Source organism: Bacteroidota bacterium (assembly GCA_035506275.1).
GTDB lineage: Bacteria > Bacteroidota > Ignavibacteria > UBA10030 > UBA8401 > JAGVPT01.
On sequence record DATJPT010000006.1, the window covers coordinates 123,019 to 139,591 of the forward strand.

A 16,573-nucleotide genomic window follows, 5' to 3' on the forward strand; every position below is an offset into this window, starting at 1 on the left:
ACTTAGTTCTTCAAACCCTTCCGTCCGATATCGCTTCGGTAGTACGCGCCGTCGAACGAAATATTCTTCACTGCGGTGTATGCCGAGCCGATGGTCCCTTCGAGGTCGTCCCCATAACCGATCGCAGTGACTCCAAGCACGCGTCCCCCCGACGAAACAATCTTGCCGTTTTCATTCTTCGTCCCTGCATGAAAGACAACAACTCCGCTCTCCGGCCGGATCGAATCGAGGCCGGTTATCGGTTTCCCCGTTTCATAGGAATCAGGATACCCTCTCGACGCCATGACGACACACACTGCCGAAGCGGCGTGGTGGCGGAGATCGATCGTCCGGAGAGTTCCAGCAGAGCAAGCGAACAACAGGTCATACAAATCGGTCTCCAGGAGCGGAAGCACTGCTTGCGCCTCCGGGTCACCGAGTCTGCAGTTGAATTCGACGACCTTGGGGCCGGCGGCAGTCATCATCAACCCCACGTAGAGACAGCCCTTGTACGGCTTCCCGTCGGAACGCATGCCGTTCAGCGTCGGCTTGATGATTTCCCTTTCAACTCTTCGAAGAATGGTCTGGGAGACGATCGGTGCCGGCGCGTAGGCTCCCATCCCCCCGGTATTCTTCCCCTTATCGCCGTCAAGGATTTGCTTATGATCCTGGGCCGGCTGCAGCAGCTTATAGTCCGTCCCATCGGTCAGCACAAAAACGGAAGCTTCTTCTCCCTTCATAAACTCTTCGACGACAACATTGCTCCCCGAATCGCCGAAAATATTCTTTTCAAAAAAATCCTGGAGCGTGTTGAGCGCCTCGCCTGTCGAGTGGCAGACGACGGCTCCCTTTCCGGCGGCCAGGCCATCTGCCTTGAGCACCAAAGGCGCGGGGTGCTTCATGATGAACTGCTGAGCTTCTGCATGCTGCGAACGGGCGAACGTCGAATACGCAGCGGTCGGTACGCCGTATTTCTTCATGAAATTCTTGGCGAAGACCTTGCTTCCTTCAAGCTGCGCGGCGTACTTCGATGGACCGAAGATGCGCATGCCGTTTTTTTCGAACAGATCGACGATCCCTTTGACAAGAGGGATCTCGGGGCCGACCACGGTGAGGTCGATCTTCTTCCTTTTTGCAAATTGGAACAATCCGTCGATGTCGTCGGCGCTGATCTTCACCGTTTCCGCGATGGACCCGATGCCGGCGTTGCCGGGAGCGCAGTACAGCAACTGCACTTTCGGACTCTGTTTCAATTTCCAGACGAAGGCGTGTTCGCGTCCGCCGGATCCTATGACGAGAACGTTCATCGTTCAATCGGTCAATGCTGACAATGTTCTCGCAACTTCGCCCGCGAGCGTGACGCGGTTGTATTTCTCGACAATTTCCGGGCGCGGACCGCGCAGCTGCCGGCGCTCGTACTGTTCGTAGAGCTTGACGATCGATTCGGCGATGGCCCCCACGTCACGCGGCTCGACGCAAATGCCTCCCGCTTCCTCGATGACCGAACGCATCATTCCCTGCGGAACGCATGCGAGGATCTTTTTCTTCGCGCCGATGTACTCGAAAATTTTCCCCGGCGAACTCTTATCGTCTCCCATCATCAGCCAGAGAACATCGGAAGCGAGCAGGTACCGGACGCACTCGGCATGGTCGAGGTAGCCGAGCACGTTGACGGAGTTCTGCAGCCCCAGCCGGTTGATGATTTTCACATGTTCGTCGCGGAACGCGCCGATGAAGCAGGCTTCTATTCTGCCCCGAAGCTTCGCGTTGTTCTTATAGACAAGATGGAGCGCCTCGAGGAAGTACTCGGGCGTCCGGTCTTCGTAGAAGACCCCCGAGTAGGTGATGCGCATTTTATCGACACGCGGAAGCTTCACCGACGGCCCTACCTTCATATCTTCGGGGTCGAACCCCTGAGAGATGATCTGGACATCGTTGTACGTCAGGGATTTATAGCGGCGAAGGAGAAGTTCTTTGGTCCGCCGGCTTGCGACTATGATGGCGTCGGCAACATGGAGCACCCCTTTCTCCATCCGGTAATTGATATACTTGTGGAGCGGCGTCAAATAAAACTTGAACGGATAATCGACCCACGAATCGCGGTAGTCGATCATCAGCGGCAGGCGGAATTTTTCCTTCAACGCTTTGCCGATGAGGAAATCAGTCTGGGGGGGTGCGGTGGCAAAAATCGCGTCGAATTTTTCCTTCCGAAGAAGCTCCGACGCTCTTTTCAACGCCGGGCCCCTCCATCCGACCTTATTATCCGGGATAAATATCGAATCGCTGATGCGGCTGAGTATTTTCCGAGTCCGTTCCGCCGGCATTTTGACGACCTCCTGTTTCCGGAAGAGGCGGTTCGGGTCGAACGAATTGGTCCGGACAACCTCGATCCCGAGCGGGACGATCTCTTTGAGCAGCGATTCGTCTTTCGCAAAGTATCCGGTCGACGTGACCGTCAAGACCGTCGGCATCCATTGAAATTTCGGAAAATACTTGACGAGCTTCAGCGTGCGCTGGACGCCGCTCAATCCCATCGGAGGAAAATAGTACGCAATGACAAGAACCTTACGCATGAAAGATCAATTTAAGAACGGAATTTGGTCAAAGCTTCTTTCGACAACTATACAACGATCAGCGACTTCGGCGATTTCGTCAGCACGTCGCAACCACCGTTGCGGACGACAATATCATCCTCGATCCGTACGCCAAATTTTCCCGGCAGATAGATCCCCGGTTCGACAGTAACGACGTTGCCCGCCCTCAGGGTATGCGCGCTTCGAGGAGAAAGGCGCGGAAACTCGTGTATTTGCATGCCGATGCCGTGGCCGAGTCCGTGCCCAAAGTATTTTCCATATCCTTCCTTGCGGATAGAGCCGCGTGATATCCCATCCAGCGCCTTTGCGGCAAGTCCGCTGCGGGCCGAATCTATCCCTTTTTGCTGAGCATCCAAAACGACCGCATACACTTTTCGCGCTTCGCCGGAAGGCTTCCCCACAGCGATGGTCCGAGTGAGGTCGCTGCAATATCCGCTGTAAAAGCAGCCGAGGTCGAGCGTAACCAATTCCCCGCGTTGAATTCTCTTCGAAGAAGGACGGCCATGAGGAAGAGAGCTGCGGCGGCCGCTCACCACGATCGGCTCGAATGAATCCTTCTCAGCGCCTAATTTTTTATGGAGATAAGAGATCTCTGCGGAAACATCCAATTCGGAAATCCCCGGCTTGATCATCCTGAGAATCTGGTCAAAGACCTCGTCGGTGATCGCAACGGCTTTTTTGATAAGCGAAATTTCGGGCTGCGCCTTCACCGATGCAACCGATTCGACGATCTCGGAGGTCGGGACAAGCCGGACTCGAGGAAAATACTTTCTCATGTCTTCATGGTGTCCGTACGAGAGATAATCTTTTTCGATGCCAACCCGTTTGCATCCCTCGAGGAGCTTTTCATCGGCCCCTTTCTCGATCAGCTCGCCGCTGGTAATGAACGAACGGGAGCAGGTGACCTCGTTCTGTATCTGCTCCTTGTAACGGAAATCGGTAAGAAAAAAAACCTTGCTCCGGGTGACAACGCAGAGACCGTTCGACCCGGAGAATCCCGTCAGGTAGCGAAGATGCGGCATGAACGAAGTCATGAATGCGTCGCAGCGATTTTTCTCCAACGCATCTCTCAGCAGCCTGATTCTCTCTTGGTAATCGAACATCAACGGCGAGGTCTAGATATGGTAGTTCGGCGCTTCCTTTGTAATATGGACATCGTGCGGATGGCTCTCACGAAGGCCGGCATCGCTCATCCGGACAAATTGAGCTTTTTTCTGCATCTCGGCGACGGAAGCCGCCCCGCAGTATCCCATCGCAGCGCGCAGACCGCCCACCATCTGGTAGACAGTTGCGCTCAGCTCGCCGATGAAAGGAACTCGTCCCTCGATCCCCTCCGGCACGAGTTTCTGAAGGTCGTCCTCAACATCCTGGAAGTACCGATCCCTGCTCCCCTCTTTCATCGCTCCAAGCGACCCCATGCCGCGGTATACTTTGTAGGTTCGTCCCTCGTACAGGATCTTTTCGCCGGGACTTTCCTGCAGCCCTGCAAAAAGTCCGCCGATCATGATCGAGTCGGCCCCCGCCGCAATCGCCTTCGCGATATCGCCTGTCTGTTTGATGCCGCCGTCCGCGATCAGCGGAACGTCATACTTTCTCGCTACGGCAGCGCATTCCATAATTGCCGTCACCTGCGGAACGCCGACGCCGGCAACAACTCTCGTCGTGCAGATCGAACCGGGACCGATGCCGACCTTGACGGCATCGACGCCTGCTTTGATGATGTCGCGGGCCGCCTCGCCGGTACCGACGTTTCCGGCGATGATCTCCGCGCCGGGAAATTTTCTTTTCACACGCTTGACCATCTCGAGAACCCCTTGCGAGTGGCCGTGGGCAGTATCGATCACAATGACGTCGACTCCCTCCCTGATCAACGCATCGACCCGCTCGAGCGTATCCGCAGTCACGCCGACCGCAGCGCCGACGCGGAGGCGGCCGTGTTTGTCCTTGCACGCATGCGGAAACCTCTTTTTCTTCTGGATGTCTTTGAAGGTGATGAGGCCGCGGAGTTTTCCCGCCTTGTCGACAACGGGAAGTTTTTCAATCTTGTGCCGCTGGAGAATGACCTCTGCTTCTTCGAGCGTCGTGCCGACCGGAGCGGTGATGAGGTTCTGCGACGTCATCACTTCCGCAACTTTCAAGTTCCGGTTAGGCTGGAACCGGAGGTCGCGATTCGTCAGGATGCCGACCAATTTCTCGTCGCGCACGATCGGGATGCCGGAGATGCTGAATTTGGCCATCAGGTCGAGCACATCGCCGACCGTCTTGTCGGCCGTCAGCGTGATCGGATCGAGGATCATTCCGCTCTCCGACCTCTTCACCTTATCGACCTCTTCGGCCTGTTTCGCAATCGGCAGATTCTTGTGGATGATGCCGATGCCCCCTTCGCGCGCGAGGGCAATGGCCATCTCCGATTCGGTCACCGTGTCCATCGCTGCAGAAATGAGAGGAATGTTCAGCCTGATCGAACGGGAGAGACGGGTCGTGACGTCCACGTCGCGCGGAAGGACCGACGACTTGGCCGGAAGAAGAAGGACGTCGTCATACGTGATCGCATCACCGACAATTTTTTTTGACTTCATATCGTTCCTGTAAGTATTTCAGAACCGGTAAAAACAACAAAGGATGCAGAGTGCATCCTTCATGCTAGCGTAACAATACATTTTCCGTCATAGTTAGTTGAACGCAGCAATACCGGTGATATCCTCTCCGAGAATGAGGGTGTGCATCTCATGCGTTCCCTCGTACGTCTTCACCGATTCGAGGTTCGCGGCATGCCGCATCACGGGGTATTCATCGAGAATGCCGTTTGCCCCTAATATTTCCCGCGCCGTCCGCGCGATTTCCAGCGCATGGTAGACATTGTTTCGCTTTGCCAAAGAGATCCGCGTGAACGTCGCCTTGTTCTGATCCTTCAACCTGCCTAATTGCAAGCAGAGGAGCTGACCTTTGGTGATCTCGGTGAGCATGTAGACCAATTTTTCCTGCGTGATCTGGTATGCGGCAATCGGCTTATCAAATTGCACGCGGGAAAGCGAATACTGAAGCGCTGCGTCATAACACGCCATTGCAGCCCCCAGCGCCCCCCACGCGATGCCATAGCGGGCCTGGCTCAGGCACATCAATGGTGATTTTAGACCACCCGATTTCGGCAGCAAATTTTTTTGGGGGATGAAACAATCCTGGAAAATCAATTCCGACGTGATCGACGCCCGAAGCGAATGCTTGCCGTGCATCTCGGGGGCTTCAAACCCCTTTGTCCCTTTTTCAACGAGGAACCCTTTGATTTCGCCGTCCAGCTTTGCCCAGACGACAGCGAGGTCGGCGATCGTCCCATTTGTGATCCACATTTTTGCGCCGTTCAGGAGAAAGCCATCCCCCTTTTTTTCCGCGCGGGTGATCATCCCGCCGGGGTTGGACCCAAAGTCCGGTTCCGTCAACCCAAAGCAGCCGATCTTTTCCCCCTTTGCCAATTTCGGAAGCCAGCAGTCCTTTTGTTCGTCGGAGCCGAAGGTAAAGATCGGATACATCACGAGGGCACTTTGCACGGAGGCAAAACTGCGGATGCCGCTGTCCCCCCGTTCCAGTTCCTGCATCATCAACCCGTACGCGACATTGTTCAACTCTGCCCCGCCGTACTTAGCCGGGAGGGTCGCACCAAAAAGACCGAGTTCCGCCATCTGGCTTACGAGGTGGACCGGAAACGTCCCCTCACGATTATGTTGTTCGATGACCGGCAGCACATTGTCGTCGACAAATTCGCGGACCGTGTTGCGGACAAGAGTTTCCTCTTCGCTCAACTGTAGATCGATTCCGTAGTAATCGAGGCCTTGAAACTTCGACATGGGAGCTTTCTGTTACGAACGAGCCCGGGGGAAGTAAAAATTTTTCAAAAATTACCGAAAAAACGGACGAAAGTCAATCCGCAGGAGAAAACCCGACATTTCCTCTTTGCAATATGCGAAACTCCATTTGTCTCGAGACACGGCATGCTGGACCGGCCGGAGTGAAATGCTGTATTTAAAAAAGTGAGAGCCAGAGCCCTACCCGTATAACTCGCGGGTAACGCTCTGGCTTAGGGGGAGAGAATGAAAGCAACTGTTATTGCAGTAAACTGAATTTCTGCGGCGATGCATTGAGCAGCGATTCACAGAATTTTACCACTTTATCGCTTCCGTCGTACAGCGACGCCTCCTCGACCGCAGCACGTCCGCGCGGGTCATCCAGCGTAATAAGCGCCAGGGCAGCGGACATCCGCGCAGTTTCCACTTTATCGGTCTTGAGCACTTGAATCAACGGCCCAATGCCGCCTTTAAGCTGATATTCGGCAAGAAAGCTTGCTGCGCTCAGTCTGATGCCGAGGTTATCCGAAGTGAGTGCAGCTACGTAGTTCACCTCAGCCTTTTTCCAATCGACTTCCCCGGACCGCGAAACCATCGGTTGTGAAGCAACAGCGGACGCACAAGCAATAACGGCTGCGGCAACAACCGCTATCAAGCGCTGTTTTGTCAATCCCTTCTCCATACGACCTCCTCATTAAAATGTTGGTGGATTCGGCTCTGTATAGTATTCGAAAAAAGGAGGGAAAAGTTTCAGGGAATCTTTACGAAGAGCTACTCTTTTGCGGGGGTGTTGATGCTGTACCGTTTGATCTTGAGGTAGAGTGTTTTTGGCGTGATGCCGAGCACTTGCGCGGTTTTGGAGCGGTTAAAATTATTTTTTTGCAGGACAAGCTCGATCTGCATTTTTTCCATCGTTTCGAGCGTAAGAAACTCCCCTTCTTTTTGTGGTAGTGGAAGCGGGTTCGATTTTTGAATTCCTGCCGACGCGGTCAAGGTCAGGTCCCGCGAGGTGATGACGTCGTCATGGGAAAGAATGATCGCTCCCTCGATGACGTGTTCCAGTTCCCTCACATTCCCCGGCCAGTCGTACTGCAGAAGCACCTGCAGCGCTTCGTCGCTGAGGCGTTTCTGTGCTTTCCCTTTTGCCCTTTTCTCCAAGAAACTTTCGATGAGAAGAGGGATATCTTCTTTGCGGTCTTTGAGCGGCGGAATTCTCAGCGTCACCACATTCAGCCGATAAAGGAGATCATCCCTGAACCTTCCCGCCTCGACCTCCTTCTGCAGGTCTTTGTTCGTCGCCGAAACGATCCGGACATCGACCTTCATGGCGTTCGTTCCGCCAACGCGTCGGAATTCCCCCGTTTCGAGGAACCGCAAGAGTTTTGGCTGGATCATCGGACTGATGTCGCCGACCTCGTCGAGGAAGAGCGTGCCCCCGTTCGCAACTTCCACCAGTCCCTGCTTCATCGCATAGGCGTTCGTGAATGCCCCTTTCTCGTGCCCGAACAGCTCGCTTTCCAGGAGCGCATCGGGAATCGATGCGCAATTGACGATGACAAACGGCCGATTTTTCCTCGGGCTTGAGGTGTGGATGAGGTGGGCGATGAGCTCCTTGCCGGTTCCGCTCGGTCCCTGGATCTGGACGATCGCGGTGCTGTCCGCAATTTTTTGTGCTGTGCGAATGAGGGACTGGATGGCGGGGCTTGTTCCGATGAAGTCGCGGGCCAAACCCTGCCGGTTCAGCTCGTATTCCATCAGCTTGTTGTCGATGGTCAGCCGGCGCAGTTCAAGCGCACGGTCAATGGTCGCGAGGAGCTCTTCCCGTTCGTATGGTTTGCTGACGAAGTCGTAAGCGCCGAGCTTCATGGTCTCGATCGCCGTCTTCACATCGGCAAAATTCGTCAGCATAAGGACGATGGTCGTCGGATGCTGTTCGCGGATATACTTCAGCACCTCGATGCCGCTGACCCGCGGCATCTTGACGTCAAGGAGAACAACATCGAAGGGCTGGGATTGGAGGAGATTGATCGCTTCAGCGCCATCGTACGCAACGGTCACTTCGTACTTCTCCAACTCCGAGAGCTCTTCTTTGAGAAGAAAGGCGACGCTCTTTTCGTCATCGACTACGAGAATGTTGTAAGTGCGAGCCATGGCAATGCCCGTGGGAAAGGAAGAAGCGGGGAGAGCTGGGATTATTCGCTGGTAAGAACCCGTTCGATGGTCGTCAGGAGATCGACGAGATCGTACGGCTTGCTGACGAAATCTTCAGCCCCCAACTTTTTTGACTCAATCGCATTTTTCAAGTCAGCAAAACCGGTGAGCATGATGACCTTTGTGGCGGGGTAGCGTTCTTTAATGAAGCGCAACACTTCGAAGCCGTCAACCCGCGGCATCTTGATATCGAGCAGTACTAAATCAAATGATTTCCCCTGCAAAACGGAAATTGCCTCGTCGCCGTCACCCGCCGTCGCCACAACATACCCTTCGCTCTCGAGCTCACTGCTTAATACTGTCCGTAAAGCATCTTCATCGTCAACTACAAGAATGCTGTTCTTTTCTGCCATTGGAACTCCTCGAATATTCGGTTTTTCGGCTGTAAATAATAGACAATCCGTTTATTAAAATCAACAACAAATTTGAAAAAATGGGCTTTCTGTTGATTAAAAGACAAAGTTGTGCTACTTTGTGCCATGCCTAGCACGGTCAAGAAAAGAGTGAACGAGCCCTTGATTCACGTATTGCTTATCGACAACGATATTTCATACGCCAAAACCGCCCAGTCTCAGCTCAAGAAATTTCAAGGCAATGATTTTCGGATCACGTGGGAAAAAACTGGCGCGGCCGGCATTGAACGCCTGAAGACGGACCCGACGATTGCCGTCACTCTGGTCGACTATGACCTGAGCGAGATGACGGCGCTCGAGCTTGCGAAAGAGATCCGCAGCTTAACGATCGACGTGCCCCTCGTCTTCATTGCGTCGGGGAAGGATTTCAAACTTGCCGTCGAAGCGATGAAGCTCGGCGTGGAGGATTTTCTTGTCAAGGATGAGATCGTCGAGTCGGTCCTTCCCCGGACACTCCTCACCGTACTCAACCGGGTCCAGCTGAAAAGGCAAATCGCCCAGGTGGAAAAGAATAAGATTCTGGGGCAAAAACGGAGTGAGGCGATCAAAGAGCTGGTGGTGACCATCTGCCACGAGTTCAACAACCCCCTTGCAGCCATCAAGATCAGCGCGGATATTATTTCGCGACAGAAATTGAACGAGATTGACCGCGCCGTCATTCAGCAGCTTGACAGCAATATCCGCAGCATCGAAAAAGAAATCATCAAGCTTCGCGACATCAACTTGCCCGCCTGAATCAGCCCTCCGCTCGACCTGTGTCCGTGATCGTCAACGAATGAGTCAGCGTCACCGATTTTTTCAGCATGGCGCTCACCGAGCAGTACTTTGTCATTGAGAGTTCAATGGCGTGGGCCACGTCATTCTCCTTGATGCCAGCCCCTTCGACGCAATATTCAATGTGGATCGAAGTATAGACCTTGGGGTCCGCGGCAGCCCGCTCGCCGGTCACTTTGATTTCCAGCTTTGAGAAACGGACCCTCTTCTTTTCCAGAATGCCCGCTACATCACTTCCTGTACATCCCCCCAGCGCGATCAGGACAAGCTCCATCGGCGAGGTGGCAGCAGCAGCCACCTCTCCATGCGATGAATCAACTGTCGTCCAATGATTTGAGCCGGCTTTGCCGATAAATGTAAGATTTTGAACGTGCCGTACAACAGCTTCCCGTTTGCTCATTGTGTCAAAGAAAGATTGTTAAGTAGGTTTCTGAAATTACGGTCTTGAAAATATACCAACATTCCGCATGACTCTCAATGGATTGACTCGCCAGCGGCTTTTGGCATGTCTAGATGGTTTTGGGAGAATTATCATCCCCCCTCATTGAAAAACGCACCGCTCCGCAACTGCGCGTCTTGGCTCCATTTGACGAGGGGATTTTTATTATTCTGCTGTGATTCTTCGTCGTCGCAAAGAACGCGCCTCCTCAGGATGACATGGCCTCGGCTTCCCTTTCTGTCATCCTGAATGACATTTCTGAGGGATACTTAGATGTTCGCTCAAAATAAGGCGTTACACAATGGCACCCCATCTTGAAACTTCGGCAATCTCCTCGTATCTTGCACCATGCTGGTGAAGGCGTATGCGAAAATAAATCTGGGACTCCGCGTTCTAAAAAAGAGAAGTGACGGATTTCATGATATCGAGACAATTTTCCATCGTATCAACCTCTTCGACGAATTGACCATCGAGCCAGCAGAGTCTTCAATCTCAGTTTCATCGAATGACAAAACACTCCCCGTGGACGAGCGCAACCTTTGCTGGAAGGCTGTCGAGCTTCTCCGAGCCGAGCTTGGCACCTCGCACGGAGCGTCGATTCATTTACAGAAGGCTATTCCGGTCGGCGCAGGCCTTGGCGGAGGGAGCAGCGACGCCGCAGCGGTCTTGAACACTCTTCCCGGCCTGTGGAGTATTCCGGTCGATGCGTCGACCCTCACAGGCATTGCACTTGCCGTCGGTTCGGATGTACCGTTCTTTCTTCACAACAAAAGTGCGTACGCCGAGGGACGGGGCGAACGGTTGAATTTCGTGAGGCTCTCACTCCCCTATGCCGTTCTCGTCGTGACTCCTCATCTCCGTGTCTCGACTGCGTGGGCATACGGGGAATTGTCGAAACAACGGCGAATCCCGGCACACCGGACTCCATTTTACGACGGGGCCACGTGCACCGTCGGAACCGTCTCTTCTCTGATGGAGAACGATTTTGAATCGGTGGTCTTCGCGGCATATCCTGAGATCGCCGACATCAAGCGGAAACTTCTCGAACACGGGGGGGTGTATGCCCTCTTGTCCGGAAGCGGTTCTTCGGTGTTCGGACTCTTTCATGATGAAGGAAGCGCGCATAAAGCGGCGGATTTATTCAGCCCCAAGTATTTTGTCTCGGTGACCCCCCCACATTTTATTCCAGGACTCTGATGTTCGACACGGTTCTCGCGCGCATATCATTGTTCACATTCCTGACGCTCCTCCTCGGACAATATTCTGCCGCCCAAGACCCTCCCGTCCGTGATTCGACAAAGACCGTTTCTGCCCTTGCGAAAGATTCTGTCGGAATGATCGCGGCCGGCAACGAACCGGCAAAGGACTCGGTCATACACATCAAACCGATCCCGCTCATCGGCGCGCTGGAGCCGTACGGCGACTCAAGCCGCGCAATTCTTGATTCTCAAATCCCGTGGATCGAATACCGGTACATCGGCGATCTGTTGTGGAGCAAGCCGGGGATGTATATCCGCGATATGGGGAGCCCCGGTCAACACAACGAATTGACGATCGGCGGGGTCGACGAGCGAGGAATCGCTTTTCTCGTCGACGGGAGAAGTCAGGCTGATCCCATCACGGGAACCTACGACATGTACCTCTTCCCCACCGACTACATCGAACGAATCGAGTTCATCACCGGTCCGCGTGCGATGCTCTACGGAATGAACTCAACAGGCGGAGCGATCAACATCGTCACGAAGAGCTTCTCTAATAACAAACCGTATTCCCGCCTGCGGTACAGCCAGGGGGTCGACGACTACGCGCAGACTGACGCCATGTTCAGCCAGAATATTTTCTCTCATTTTAATTTCATGTTCGGGCTGGAACGCCATGCGCTCGGATTCGATCAGATCGACCAGGATTATCGGGCGCGCTATACGAACGCTGACTACGATGCATGGTCGTTCAGGACAAAACTCCGGTACGACATTTCCAATTCATTCAACATTGTCTTCACCCACCTTTACGAACAAGCGATCACAGGATTGTTTGGAGGGGTTGATTATCTCATGACTCCTCCCGGAGGATATTTCGGCGATCCGAGCACGGCGTTTGTCGCAAATAATGAAGCGTACGAAAAAATATACGACCATCACCTCGATCTCACGGCGGCGGCGCATCTTACCGGCGATACCATGCAGGTCACCACGCTGACGGCGTATTATTCGAATCAGCTGCGAATGTACCGCGACGAGCCGAGGGAATATGCCGACTTGTTGCCATTCAACGGAGTGCTCGCTCATGACGACAATCGAAGCTCCAACGCTGGCATTCTCCTGCGCCATGAACTCGAAAGCAGCTTCCAGAATTTCAGCGTGACCGCCCAGGCGGAAGAGATTCAGGTTGAATCGAGCCCGGAAGCCGGCGGGCACAAGGAGAACAAATTCAGCGCGAGCGCAAAAGAAGATATCCTTGCGTTATCGCCGGTCACTTTTGCCGTTTTTGGCCGGACAGATTACTGGCGGGGAAAAAATTTACCGGGTGCCGGCGCCGATGCCCAGCTTGCACTCGGTCCGTCTCTGTCGTTGTTCGGGGGAGCGTCTGTCTCGCACCGGACTCCAACGCTGCAGGAGCTGTACTGGTCGAGCGATTCCACCCATCTTCCGACTCCCCGGCTCTGGCTAAAAGATGAACAGCACACGCTTGTTCAAGTGGGGACGAGGTTTTCCCTTTTCGATCTTCTCAGCGGAACGGTCTCGCTCGAAAGACGGGAGATCAAAAACCCCATCCTTATCGATACGACCATCCCTCCCGGAGCTTCTTCCACTGGTTATATGCTTGAGTTCCTTCAGCCCTCGCTGAACGTTTACAACGGCGTGAACGTGTCGCTCAAAGCTCACTACAGCTATTTTTACGCCGAAGGAAACGGCACCTACCTGAAGCAGCCCGCTTATCTCCATGAAGAGGCCGATCTCACGCTTCTCCCGGAACTGTATCTTGACGGGTCGGTGTACTACAGGAACCAGCTCGTGAACGGAAACCTCGAACTGAAGGTCGGTTTTCGCGGAAGGTATACTTCAAAGCAGAGCGGCATGGCGCCGTTGAGCGAATCAGGATTCTATGTTCCGTACACGCTCTTGGCATCGTTCGGACCGAGCGGGACGGCAGATTTCTTCGTCATTGCAAAACTCGGCGACGCGTATCTTCACCTGATCTGGGAGAACTTGTCGGACAACCAGTATCTGTTGACCCCCTTTTATCCGATGTACAGCCGTAACATCCGCTTCGGCGTATCCTGGGAGTTCTGGAATTAAATTCTATGAGCGACAAGGGCAACACAAGACCGATTATTACCGTCTTCGGCAGCTCGCGGCCGGTCGACGGCGATCCGTTCTACGAAGAGGCGAAACTGCTCGGGCGTGAACTTGGAGCAGCCGGATTCACGGTATGCAACGGCGGCTACGGCGGCACGATGGAAGCCTCTGCCCGCGGGGCGAAAGAGTCTGGAGGAAAAACCATCGGCGTGGTGAGCGGCTTCTTCAGCTCTCAGCCGAACAGATGGATCGACAAGAAGATCGAGGTCAACTCATTAACGGACAGGCTGATGGAATTGGTCTCTCTGGCGGACGGCTATATCGTTTTGAAGGGGGGAACAGGTACGCTCCTCGAGCTCGCCAGCGTCTGGGAATTCATGAATAAAAGCGTTATCGAACAGAAACCGGTCGTTGTCATCGGGAAATTTTGGGACAGCGTTATCGACACCTTAAACCAGGAGCTGATGTTCGAGGGGAAAGCGTCATGCACTCAGTACATCACAACGGCGCCATCACCGCAGGACGCCGTTCGTTTTTTACGCAAGCAGTTGGAGCAATAAGGCCGCCGCGCATCCTACCCATCTAACGAACATTCAATTCCTCCGGAACGACTTTCACAAAAAGCTTTTTCTCCAGCCGCAGAACGGTCAAGCCGGTCTCTTTGCCTATCAGATCATTCGTCAGAAGCCGATGGAGATCATCGATGCTTTCGATGCGATGGCCGTTCATCTCAACGATCACGTCGCCGTTGAGCAGGCCAGCATGGTCGGCGGCCCCTCCATGTTCCACGTTTGCGATCATCACTCCTCTGGATCCTGTCAACGAATGAATGCGCACGGCTGCCCGGGAGATATCGATGACCTGCCCCGCAATGCCGAGAAAGGCGCGCGTGATCTTTCCGTGTTTCATCAGCTGAGCAGCGATATTTTTGGCCGTGTTGACCGGAATCGAAAAACAGATTCCCTGTGCCCACGGAATAATCGCGGTGTTGATGCCGATAACTTCCGAGCGGGAATTGACGAGCGGACCTCCGGAATTGCCCGGGTTCAAGGCCGCATCGGTCTGGATCACATTGTCGATCAGCCTTCCGCCGCCGACCCTCAACGAACGTCCAAGTGCGCTGACAACTCCCGCGGTGACCGTTGCCTGAAAGCCGAACGGATTCCCCAGCGCGATCACCAGCTGCCCGATGCGGATCGCCTGCGAGTCGCCGAGCTTCGCACTCGGCAGGTCCTGGCCGCTGACGCGCACGACGGCCAGGTCGGTGAACGGGTCTTCGCCGATCAATTCCCCCTTGAGTTCTCGCCCGTCAGCAAGGATCACGTTGATGGAAGCCGCATCGTGAATCACGTGGCTGTTCGTGAGAACGAATCCGTCGGGAGTGAATATGACTCCTGAGCCGCTTCCGGTCACCGGCTGCGCGCCGCCGTTCTCTCCGCGCCTCCGCCTGCGAATCGAATGATGTGTCACATCGATTTTGACGACGGCAGGGGAGACATTTTCGACAACCGACGTTACCGTGGACGAATAGGCATCCAGCAAGCCTGAGTCGTCGTGCGGAATGCTGGCTTCGGAACGGGAATTCGACTGTCCCGCACCGTTTGTTGACAGGGGAAATATCTGCACCATACTCATCTCCTTCTGCATATTGCATCAATGCTTCATTGATCTCCATCTTTAATTTTGTCCTTCGCAAGATCAAACGAGAGATTCAAAAGCTTGATCGCTTCATCGACATCCTCGTCCCGTCTGATATAAAAGCTTATCCACCCGCTTTCCGGAAGAATGTGATGAGGGGCGGCGCGCCCGGATACCACAAGATCGTTTCGAACATTCCTCGGAAAAGGAATATCGAGCAAAACATTTCCATGCAAATGGCCGAGCTCCCTTTTGCCAAGCCGGAACTCTATTCCGCCAAAACGGTGGGGGTGGGAAGAAACCCCTTCCCACGCCGCCACCGTTTGTTGAATTTTCATCGCCGCATCCACACCGGGCTTCACTCTCGCGCCTCAGGCCTTTGACTGCTCTTTCGGCGAGTGCATATCCTCGTGAGACCACCCGCACCGCCGGCGCCATTCTTCTTTGAATTTATCCCGTTCTTCGGGAGTCATCGCGGAAAGCTTCTCTTCAAACCGGTGTTTCCATCGGTCGCGGCGCCATCCGTTGGCGTGCCGCCACGGTCCCCATCCGCGAAGAAGAATATGGGAGAGGACGAGCAAGCCGAGCGCCTGCCAGAATGTCAACGCCGGCCCGTGGAAAATATCGGGGATCAAGACATTCCACAGCTCCATGACGATGGCTCCGAGGATCGTCATACCGACAACGATCATCGCCAAAAATTTTACTGCTCTTAACATCCACCAAGATTTCATGATATCACATCCTCCTATAAGTTTTCTGTTTCTTCGTATAATTCTTGAAGCTGTTCGCGCAGGAAAAGGACCGCATACCGTTTGCGCGAGAGAAGCGTGTTCAACGGCTCGCCCGTTATTTCGGCGATCTCCTTGAAACTTCTTCCTTCCAGTTCGTGCATCACAAAGACCTCCCGCTGCTCTTCCGGAAGTTCATCCAGCGCTTCGGACAACTCCGACCACACCAGCGAGCGCGCATAGACCTGATCCGGGTTCTGCCGGGGGTCGAAAAGGATCTCCTCGAGGTTCAACGGCGCATCGGGATCGTCTCCCGCCGACGGCAGCGCATCCGGACGGCGTTTGCGGTACCAGTCGATGATCTTGTTCCGTGCTACGGTGAAGAGCCACGCCGTCATTTTTTCGATCGGCTCGGTGACGCTGTAGCTTGCCGCCAGCTGGTAGAAAACATCCTGCAGAATATCTTCCGCATCCGACTGGTTCCGCACCCGCTTCCGGATGAAGTCCAGCAGGCGTTTGCGTTCCGACCGGACCGTGTGGTCAAGCGTCGCAGCAGCTTCTTTTGAAATGGTAAGGGCGTCGGTCAAATCAAGTCCTTGTTTATATCCTAAGACGAAGAACAAAGAAATTTATTGTAATGTTCACACGGCAAAACC

Annotated in this window: 17 protein-coding genes; 4 read left to right on the forward strand and 13 right to left on the reverse strand. The window is 54.1% G+C overall.

Translation table 11 applies throughout. From position 1 onward, the window contains the following. Positions 1 to 2: 2 nt before the first annotated feature. The 8 genes from purD to VMF88_03730 form a co-directional block, all read right to left on the reverse strand. A complete protein-coding gene (gene purD / locus VMF88_03695; GenBank protein ID HTY10157.1) occupies positions 3 to 1,286 on the reverse strand; it encodes a phosphoribosylamine--glycine ligase in 1,284 nt (427 codons plus the stop codon). A 3-nt stretch (positions 1,287 to 1,289) separates the two neighbouring features. Then, complete coding sequence (locus VMF88_03700) at positions 1,290 to 2,552, reverse strand: glycosyltransferase family 4 protein (GenBank protein ID HTY10158.1); 1,263 nt, start codon at positions 2,550 to 2,552, stop codon at positions 1,290 to 1,292. A gap of 47 nt (positions 2,553 to 2,599) precedes the next feature. Continuing rightward, positions 2,600 to 3,676, reverse strand: coding sequence for an aminopeptidase P family protein (locus VMF88_03705; protein ID HTY10159.1), 1,077 nt, complete (start codon positions 3,674 to 3,676; stop codon positions 2,600 to 2,602). 12 nt (positions 3,677 to 3,688) lie between these two features. Then, positions 3,689 to 5,152 (reverse strand): IMP dehydrogenase, encoded by a 1,464-nt coding sequence (guaB, locus tag VMF88_03710; protein ID HTY10160.1) that lies wholly within the window; start codon positions 5,150 to 5,152, stop codon positions 3,689 to 3,691. Between the two features lie 93 nt (positions 5,153 to 5,245). Further along, positions 5,246 to 6,415: an acyl-CoA dehydrogenase family protein gene (locus tag VMF88_03715; protein ID HTY10161.1), complete on the reverse strand. Its 1,170-nt coding sequence runs from the start codon at positions 6,413 to 6,415 to the stop codon at positions 5,246 to 5,248. A 256-nt stretch (positions 6,416 to 6,671) separates the two neighbouring features. Continuing rightward, positions 6,672 to 7,094: a hypothetical protein gene (locus VMF88_03720; protein HTY10162.1), complete on the reverse strand. Its 423-nt coding sequence runs from the start codon at positions 7,092 to 7,094 to the stop codon at positions 6,672 to 6,674. 89 nt (positions 7,095 to 7,183) lie between these two features. Continuing rightward, entirely contained in the window at positions 7,184 to 8,563 is a 1,380-nt protein-coding gene (locus tag VMF88_03725; protein HTY10163.1) for a sigma-54 dependent transcriptional regulator, read from the reverse strand. Positions 8,564 to 8,604: 41 nt separating this feature from the next. After that, entirely contained in the window at positions 8,605 to 8,976 is a 372-nt protein-coding gene (locus tag VMF88_03730) for a response regulator (protein ID HTY10164.1), read from the reverse strand. A gap of 126 nt (positions 8,977 to 9,102) precedes the next feature. On the opposite strand from VMF88_03730, the gene VMF88_03735 reads away from it, so the two are divergent. Beyond that, positions 9,103 to 9,771, forward strand: coding sequence for a response regulator (locus VMF88_03735; protein ID HTY10165.1), 669 nt, complete (start codon positions 9,103 to 9,105; stop codon positions 9,769 to 9,771). 1 nt (position 9,772) lies between these two features. On the opposite strand, the gene VMF88_03740 is transcribed toward VMF88_03735, so the two are convergent. Further along, positions 9,773 to 10,210 carry an OsmC family protein gene (locus VMF88_03740; protein ID HTY10166.1) on the reverse strand — a complete coding sequence of 146 codons (438 nt, stop codon included), beginning with the start codon at positions 10,208 to 10,210 and terminating at the stop codon, positions 9,773 to 9,775. 387 nt (positions 10,211 to 10,597) lie between these two features. On the opposite strand from VMF88_03740, the gene ispE reads away from it, so the two are divergent. Genes ispE through VMF88_03755 form a run of 3 tightly spaced genes read left to right on the forward strand, consistent with a single transcriptional unit; the run spans position 10,598 to position 14,108 of the window. Then, a complete protein-coding gene (gene ispE / locus VMF88_03745) occupies positions 10,598 to 11,446 on the forward strand; it encodes a 4-(cytidine 5'-diphospho)-2-C-methyl-D-erythritol kinase (protein ID HTY10167.1) in 849 nt (282 codons plus the stop codon). Beyond that, positions 11,446 to 13,548, forward strand: a complete 2,103-nt coding sequence (locus VMF88_03750) for a putative porin (GenBank protein ID HTY10168.1) — start codon at positions 11,446 to 11,448, stop codon at positions 13,546 to 13,548. The genes ispE and VMF88_03750 overlap by 1 nt, the downstream gene beginning before the upstream one ends. Positions 13,549 to 13,553: 5 nt before the next feature. Then, positions 13,554 to 14,108: an LOG family protein gene (locus VMF88_03755; protein HTY10169.1), complete on the forward strand. Its 555-nt coding sequence runs from the start codon at positions 13,554 to 13,556 to the stop codon at positions 14,106 to 14,108. 22 nt (positions 14,109 to 14,130) lie between these two features. On the opposite strand, the gene VMF88_03760 is transcribed toward VMF88_03755, so the two are convergent. The 4 genes from VMF88_03760 to VMF88_03775 are packed head-to-tail and all read right to left on the reverse strand — an operon-like array spanning position 14,131 to position 16,504. Continuing rightward, positions 14,131 to 15,177: a trypsin-like peptidase domain-containing protein gene (locus VMF88_03760; GenBank protein HTY10170.1), complete on the reverse strand. Its 1,047-nt coding sequence runs from the start codon at positions 15,175 to 15,177 to the stop codon at positions 14,131 to 14,133. Between the two features lie 32 nt (positions 15,178 to 15,209). Then, positions 15,210 to 15,524: a luciferase family protein gene (locus VMF88_03765; protein ID HTY10171.1), complete on the reverse strand. Its 315-nt coding sequence runs from the start codon at positions 15,522 to 15,524 to the stop codon at positions 15,210 to 15,212. A 33-nt stretch (positions 15,525 to 15,557) separates the two neighbouring features. Next, a complete protein-coding gene (locus VMF88_03770; GenBank protein ID HTY10172.1) occupies positions 15,558 to 15,920 on the reverse strand; it encodes a hypothetical protein in 363 nt (120 codons plus the stop codon). Between the two features lie 14 nt (positions 15,921 to 15,934). After that, on the reverse strand, positions 15,935 to 16,504 hold the full coding sequence (locus VMF88_03775) for an RNA polymerase sigma factor (protein HTY10173.1): 570 nt from the start codon (positions 16,502 to 16,504) through the stop codon (positions 15,935 to 15,937). Positions 16,505 to 16,573: the final 69 nt, after the last annotated feature.

Bases quoted from the DNA above. Each gene is read 5' to 3' on its own strand.
- purD (HTY10157.1), bottom strand. From the start codon at position 1,286: ATGAACGTTCTCGTCATAGGATCCGGCGGACGCGAACACGCCTTCGTC.
- VMF88_03700 (HTY10158.1), bottom strand. From the start codon at position 2,552: ATGCGTAAGGTTCTTGTCATTGCGTACTATTTTCCTCCGATGGGATTG.
- VMF88_03705 (HTY10159.1), bottom strand. From the start codon at position 3,676: ATGTTCGATTACCAAGAGAGAATCAGGCTGCTGAGAGATGCGTTGGAG.
- guaB (HTY10160.1), bottom strand. From the start codon at position 5,152: ATGAAGTCAAAAAAAATTGTCGGTGATGCGATCACGTATGACGACGTC.
- VMF88_03715 (HTY10161.1), bottom strand. From the start codon at position 6,415: ATGTCGAAGTTTCAAGGCCTCGATTACTACGGAATCGATCTACAGTTG.
- VMF88_03720 (HTY10162.1), bottom strand. From the start codon at position 7,094: ATGGAGAAGGGATTGACAAAACAGCGCTTGATAGCGGTTGTTGCCGCA.
- VMF88_03725 (HTY10163.1), bottom strand. From the start codon at position 8,563: ATGGCTCGCACTTACAACATTCTCGTAGTCGATGACGAAAAGAGCGTC.
- VMF88_03730 (HTY10164.1), bottom strand. From the start codon at position 8,976: ATGGCAGAAAAGAACAGCATTCTTGTAGTTGACGATGAAGATGCTTTA.
- VMF88_03735 (HTY10165.1), top strand. From the start codon at position 9,103: ATGCCTAGCACGGTCAAGAAAAGAGTGAACGAGCCCTTGATTCACGTA.
- VMF88_03740 (HTY10166.1), bottom strand. From the start codon at position 10,210: ATGAGCAAACGGGAAGCTGTTGTACGGCACGTTCAAAATCTTACATTT.
- ispE (HTY10167.1), top strand. From the start codon at position 10,598: ATGCTGGTGAAGGCGTATGCGAAAATAAATCTGGGACTCCGCGTTCTA.
- VMF88_03750 (HTY10168.1), top strand. From the start codon at position 11,446: ATGTTCGACACGGTTCTCGCGCGCATATCATTGTTCACATTCCTGACG.
- VMF88_03755 (HTY10169.1), top strand. From the start codon at position 13,554: ATGAGCGACAAGGGCAACACAAGACCGATTATTACCGTCTTCGGCAGC.
- VMF88_03760 (HTY10170.1), bottom strand. From the start codon at position 15,177: ATGGTGCAGATATTTCCCCTGTCAACAAACGGTGCGGGACAGTCGAAT.
- VMF88_03765 (HTY10171.1), bottom strand. From the start codon at position 15,524: ATGAAAATTCAACAAACGGTGGCGGCGTGGGAAGGGGTTTCTTCCCAC.
- VMF88_03770 (HTY10172.1), bottom strand. From the start codon at position 15,920: ATGAAATCTTGGTGGATGTTAAGAGCAGTAAAATTTTTGGCGATGATC.